4 protein-coding genes and 1 pseudogene are annotated in these 6,172 nt (G+C 57.0%); all 5 read left to right on the top strand.

The genetic code is table 11. From position 1 onward, the window contains the following. The first annotated feature begins 75 nt into the window (after window positions 1–75). Window positions 76–1,143, top strand: coding sequence for a 5-(carboxyamino)imidazole ribonucleotide synthase (gene purK, locus UN63_RS16505; protein ID WP_104488586.1), 1,068 nt, complete (start codon window positions 76–78; stop codon window positions 1,141–1,143). 261 nt (window positions 1,144–1,404) lie between these two features. Further along, window positions 1,405–2,304, top strand: coding sequence for a LysR family transcriptional regulator (locus UN63_RS16500; RefSeq protein ID WP_104488585.1), 900 nt, complete (start codon window positions 1,405–1,407; stop codon window positions 2,302–2,304). Window positions 2,305–2,673: 369 nt separating this feature from the next. Beyond that, window positions 2,674–3,642, top strand: a complete 969-nt coding sequence (locus tag UN63_RS16495; RefSeq protein WP_104488584.1) for an agmatinase — start codon at window positions 2,674–2,676, stop codon at window positions 3,640–3,642. A 749-nt stretch (window positions 3,643–4,391) separates the two neighbouring features. Further along, a complete protein-coding gene (locus UN63_RS16490; RefSeq protein ID WP_104488583.1) occupies window positions 4,392–5,522 on the top strand; it encodes an RNA-guided endonuclease InsQ/TnpB family protein in 1,131 nt (376 codons plus the stop codon). A gap of 145 nt (window positions 5,523–5,667) precedes the next feature. Beyond that, window positions 5,668–6,172 (top strand): annotated as a pseudogene (locus UN63_RS16485) (efflux RND transporter periplasmic adaptor subunit); the annotation flags it as partial.

Here is a 6,172-nt window from a genome sequence, read left to right as displayed (position 1 = left end):
GGCCGAGCGGCTGGAGGCCTTCCGCAAGGCGCAGACCGAGACCGTGTTGAGCAACCCCGACCCGCGGGAGGAAGCATGAGCCGTATTTGGGTACTGGGCGCCGGCCAACTGGGCCAGATGCTGAAACACGCCGGCATGCCGCTTAATCTCGACGTGCGTCCGGTGGACATCGAGTCGGAAGAGACCTTTCCGCTGCAGCCCCACGAGCAGGTGACCGCCGAGCGGGAACAGTGGCCGGACACCGCCGCTACCCGTCAGCTGGCCGCCCATCCGGCGTTTGTGAACCTCGAGACGTTCCCCATTCTGGCCGACCGCTTTACTCAGAAGTCGCTGATCGACAAGCTGGATCTCGCCACCGCGCCCTGGCAGCTGGTTGAAACCGACACCAGCGCCGATGCGCTGCATCAGAAACTGGGCGAGCGGGTGCTACTCAAGCGCCGCACCGGCGGTTATGACGGCCGCGGTCAGCACTGGCTGCGCGAGCCGGGCCTTGACGCCATTCCCGACGATTGGCACGAGCAGGCCATTGCCGAACAGGCCATCGACTTCGACGAAGAAATGTCGGTGGTGGGCATGCGTGGTGCCGACGGTCAGTGTTTCTTCTATCCGCTGACCCTGAACCTGCATGTGAACGGCATCCTGCTGGGCTCGGTAGCCCCGCTGGCGCGGCTGGCCCATCTGCAGGCCGAAGCCGAGCAGATGCTGGGCAAGCTGATGAACGACCTCGATTATGTGGGCGTGATGGCGATGGAATGCTTCCGGGTCGGCGATCATCTGCTGATCAACGAACTGGCGCCACGGGTGCACAACAGCGGTCACTGGACCCAGGCCGGCGCCAACATTAGTCAGTTTGAGGCTCATCTGCGTGCGGTGGCCAGGTTACCCCTGGTGCAGCCCACCGTTAAAAACACCAGCGTGATGGTGAACCTGGTGGGTACCGAGCGCAACGATGCCTGGCTGTCGGTACCCGGCGCCGAGCTGTACTGGTACGGCAAGGAAGTGCGTCCCGGCCGCAAGGTAGGGCACATCAACTTCTGCCTCGACAACCATGCGGACACCAAAACCGCCCTCGACCAGCTGCAGCCCCTGCTGCCGGTCAACTACGTTCAGGTACTGAACTGGCTGCGCAGCCAGCTGGACTAGTCAGTTAGCTAAACGAGTGAATAAAAAGCCTCCATCAGCTTCAGTTGATGGGGGCTTTTTTGTTCAGAGCCGCCTGTTGGTGCCGTCTTCGGGCCACCCAGTGTTGCCTTTGGCGCTCCAACCGAATATCTGATCAGATACTTAATCTGATCAGTATCAGTTCATCCATAAATATAATTTTTAATATATATACATTTTAAAAATTAATGTATTTTCGGCTCAGACAGTGAAATATCGGAGGCCTGAATGGCGCGCTACTCGATGAAACATATGCTGACCTTCTGCACGGTGGCGGAATATGGTGGCTTTGTCGGTGCCGAGTCGGTACTGGGGATGAGCCAACCGGCGATCAGCACGCATATCCGTGACTTCGAGATCCGGCTCGGATTCCAGTTGTGCCATCGCGGGCGGAGTGGATTCAGCCTGACCGAGAAGGGGCAGCTTGTTTATCGCAAGTGCCGCGAGATGCTCAACAACATTTCGGACTTTGAAGCCGATCTTGGCGAATTGCGCGATAAGCTGACCGGGACGCTGCGGCTGGGATTGATTGACAGCACCATTACCAATCACGACTTTCCCATCTCCGATGCTATCCATCGTTTCTACGGCAGGAAGAACGACGTATCACTCAAGTTAGTGGTGCTGCCTCCCGAAGAGCTGGAGCGAGAGCTGCTGAACGGCAACCTGCATATTGCGTTGGGTCTGTTCCATAACCGGCACAAGGGGCTGAGTTACCGGCACCTGTGCATGGAAGCACACGGTTTTTACTGTGGGCGCCGTCATCCGCTGTTTGAGCAGGCGGAGGCGGAGATCACCCTCGATACCCTCAGGCAGTATCCGGTGTCTTCTCGTACCTATCTGCAACATGCGGAGCTGCAGGGGCTGATGAAAGCCCGGGATGTCGCGATGGTATCCAATATGGAAGCACAGGCGATTCTGATCACCAGCGGCAGCTTCCTCGGCTTTCTGCCGACGCATTACGCACGGCAATGGGTCGAGCGTGGGGAACTGCGTGCTTTCGATCATCTGGGTCTGACCTGGCAATCGGAGTTCAGCATGGCGATGCGGGCGTCTCCCGCCCCGCAGGATATCGTCAGGCTCTTTGCCGAAGACGCAGAAGCCACCATCAAGACCGCCACCAGCCAGAAGGCCAGGGGCTGACCATAGGCCACACCTTATTTCCATGCATTTTCGTCGGGCAAAGCGTACTGTTTCTCCGGCACGCCGTGAACCCTATATGGGGGCTCCGCTGCGCCATCCATGGCGCAGAGGGTCGACGAAGCAGACACCCTTTTCCCTCCTTGTTTTTGTTTGAGCACTTAGCAGACAGGAATCTCAGCAGCTTTTTCTTCACAAAAAAAACATCAAAAAACATAATATAAACATCATAAGTTTTATATTTTTTGATTTGTTTGCTCCTGCAATACTGAGTCTCGTATCAGACGTTCAGACCTTATATCGGCATCCGGGCGTTTTATCAGACACAGCACCGGTCGGTCAGGCCGTTGGTCAAACAGGGGTAGATAAACCATGAGTGAAAATGCTTACGAAAAAGGTCGCTTGAACCTGCCGTTTGTTGGTTTCTGCACGTTCGGGAAGAAGCGGATCTGCGAAGACTGGGACAACATCAAGGCGGACGTTGCCTTCATGGGCGCGCCCTTTGACTGTGGTACCCAGTGGCGCTCCGGAGCGCGTATGGGGCCACGTGCAGTCCGTGAAGCATCCACACTGTTTTCCTTCGGCCACGGTGGTGCTTATTCCTATGAAGAGGATGTGATGTATCTGGATGGCGTCGATATCGTCGATATCGGCGATGCGGACATGGTACATACCAACACCGAGAAATCCCATGCGAATATCGAATATGGGGTACGCAAGATACTGGAATCCGGCGCCCTGCCGGTGGTCGTCGGTGGTGACCATTCGGTCAATGCTCCTTGTATTCGCGCATTCGAGGGCCGTGGGCCCATTCATATCATCCAGATCGATGCCCATCTCGACTTCGTCGATGAGCGTCACGGTGTTCGCTTCGGTCACGGCAACCCGCTGCGTCGTGCCTCCGAGCAGGCATTCGTCACCGGCATGACCCAGCTTGGCATCCGCAATGTCTCCTCGTCCAACCGGGCGGATCACAAGGCAGCAGAAGATGCGGGCTCTACCATACTGTCCGTGCGCGATGTACGCCGACTGGGCGTGGAAGGGGTACTGGAGTTGATCCCCAAAGGGGTAAATTATTACATCACCATCGATATCGACGGTTTTGACCCCTCGATTGCTCCCGGTACCGGAACCCCGAGTCATGGTGGCTTCACTTATTATGAAGTGATGGAAATCCTGCAGGGAGTGGCGTTCGGTGGTGAGGTAGTGGGTATCGACTTGTGCGAAGTCGCCCCCGATTATGATCACACCGGCACGACCAGTGTGTTGGCGGCACAGGTATTGATGAACCTGATAGGCTACGTCTTCCACGGCCGTAAATTGCGTCAGCAAGGCGAATAAAGCTTATTAAAGAAAGGGTATGCCGGTGTTATGACCGGCATACCCCTTATACCAATCCCAGTAATGATCTGGTCATATTGAGGCCCCCAGACCAGAGGCAACACAGCCGCCTCCCTCGACACGTTACTGGTAAATGACACTCACCATTGCAGCCTACTGCGAACATTCACTGGATGTTCGGTCAGGCTGCAACAGTTCGTCACGGCGAGACAAGCTCGCCCCATGGGGGCTCGGAAATGCCGTCTGACCGCCAGGGATGGCGGGAATGCCGGAACGGCAGGAGCATTTTTCGGCCCTGGCATTTCACGGTCGAGGGGGCCGTTCTCTGTTGCCTCTTCTGGAACTCCGGCGTTGCCTGCAGACGGCGCCAACAGGCAACGCCGGAGCATCAAGGAGGGCAAAGGGATCTGCTCCACCGACCATCACATGACAGGGACGTCATGTGCTGAGCGTCACAAGGAGGTGCTTGAGCGAGTCGGTGGAGCGGGCCCTTTGTCCGGGATTGGCATGACAGTCAAATAGATCGAGTGTTTAATGTAATTGGTATTATGCATTCCCCATTCCCCATTCCCCATTCCCCACTCCCCCTCACCTTTCCCGCTGTTTCGTTTTTGCCGAACTGTTATCTGATTGCGCGTAAGACCTCTTCCTGACGCCCGCCCGGAGGGGGAAGGGAGGGGATATAAGCGCAGCGCCCGAAGGGTGCTTATGTTTGCTGCTTTTACAAATGATATGCTACATTTGTAAGCATGAAAACAAAACGCGCATTCAAATACCGCTTCTATCCCACACCTGAACAAGTCGCGCTTTTGGCGCAGACGTTCGGGTGTGTGCGTTTTGTCTATAATTCAATCCTGAAGTGGCGCACCGATGCCTTTTACGAAGATGGCGAGAGCATTAACTATAATGCCGCCAGTGCCCGGCTGACCGCATTGAAAAAAGAGTTCGACTGGTTGAGTGAGGCCAGTAGCGTTCCGCTGCAACAGGCCCTCCGTCACCAGCAAACCGCCTTCAAAAATTTCTTTGAAGGCAGGGCGAAGTACCCCGTTTTCAAAAAGAAACACCGCCGCCAGTCAGCCACCTACGCCAGCTCTGCATTCAAGTACCGTGACGGTCAGTTGTTTATTGCCAAGAGTAAAGAGCCGCTGGATGTACGCTGGTCGCAGGCATTGCCCGGCATTCCAAGCACCATCACGATCTCCAAAGACGCCGCTGACCGCTACTTTGTCAGTTGTCTGTACGAGGTTGACACCCAAGCTCTGCCGGTTGTCGCCAAGACCATCGGGGTAGATCTGGGCCTGAAAGACCTGTTCATCACCAGTGACGGGTTCAAATCCGGCAACCCCAAGTACACCTCAAAGTACGCCGCGAAACTGGCCTACCTTCAGCGCCAGTTGGCGAAGAAGGCAAAAGGTTCCCGTAACCGGGCTAAAGCCCGGTTACGAGTAGCCCGCCTGCACGTCAAGATCGCAGACTGCCGGAAAGACGCCACCCACAAGGCGACTCGCAGACTCATTAACGAAAACCAAGTTGTCTGCGTTGAATCACTTGCGGTGAAGAACATGATGAAGTGCCCCACGCTGGCGAAGGCGATAGCGGACGCTAACTGGGGGGAATTCATTCGCCAGTTGGTGTACAAAGGAGAGTGGGCGGGCCGCTCTGTGGTGCAGATCGACCGCTGGTTCCCCAGCTCAAAACGCTGCCCCACCAAGGGTTGCGGGTACATCAACGACACGCTGCCGCTGAACGTGCGGTCGTGGTCGTGCCCGTCTTGTGGCACCACCCATGACCGGGACGTTGCGGCGGCAGTCAACATTAAAGCGGTCGGGCTGGCCGTGTTAGCCTCTGGAGCGACTGGAGCGGGGGTGCAAGTCGTCTAGCGACGACTGGTGCCTAGTGAAGGCGTGTTGAACGAGGAAGCCCCGCTGGGTGACTAGCGGGAATCCCCCATCGAAGTCACGAAGTGCGGAGATGGGGGAGGATGTCAAGCTGAATATCTACTCTATTCGATAGGGAATTTCACCGATGGCAGCGGAGGCTTTCACGCAATGGCTGGCGCGGCACAAGGGGCTGGGCTGGATATTACTGGTGGTTGTGGTGGTGCTGTTCTGGCTGTGGCGGGGCGAGCTCTATCAGGCGCAGGTGGAAGAACCCGCGGCAGAGCCGGTGTCGGTCGCCGAGGAATTTCATGTCGAAGTAATGACCTTCGATTCCGAGCCCTACCAGCCCGGCGTGCTGCTGCAGGGGCAACTGTTGCCCCACAGGTCTCTGGTATTGCGGACCCAGGCGAGCGGAACCCTCACCAAGCTGCCCAGACTCGGGAAAATGGTCTCCGAGGGCGACTCGCTGCTCACCCTGAGCGACGACGGTCGTACGGTCAAGCTGGCGCGGGCCGAGGCTGAATACAGGTTGCGCCAGGCCGAAGTGACCGCGGCGGTCCGGTTGCGTCGCAGTCAAATGATCTCCGAAACCAGTTATCTGGCGTTGAAGTCGGCCGCAGCCATGGCGGAAGCCGGGCTGGCCGAGGCCC

The sequence above is a fragment of the Oceanisphaera arctica genome (assembly GCF_002936955.1).
Taxonomy (GTDB): Bacteria; Pseudomonadota; Gammaproteobacteria; order Enterobacterales; family Aeromonadaceae; genus Oceanimonas; species Oceanimonas arctica.
The sequence above is the reverse complement of the archived record's forward strand: the minus strand, read 5'-3'. Positions and strand labels throughout refer to the sequence as shown.

Coding starts and splice junctions, on each gene's coding strand:
- purK (WP_104488586.1), top strand. CDS start 76: ATGAGCCGTATTTGGGTACTGGGCGCCGGCCAACTGGGCCAGATGCTG.
- UN63_RS16500 (WP_104488585.1), top strand. CDS start 1,405: ATGAAACATATGCTGACCTTCTGCACGGTGGCGGAATATGGTGGCTTT.
- UN63_RS16495 (WP_104488584.1), top strand. CDS start 2,674: ATGAGTGAAAATGCTTACGAAAAAGGTCGCTTGAACCTGCCGTTTGTT.
- UN63_RS16490 (WP_104488583.1), top strand. CDS start 4,392: ATGAAAACAAAACGCGCATTCAAATACCGCTTCTATCCCACACCTGAA.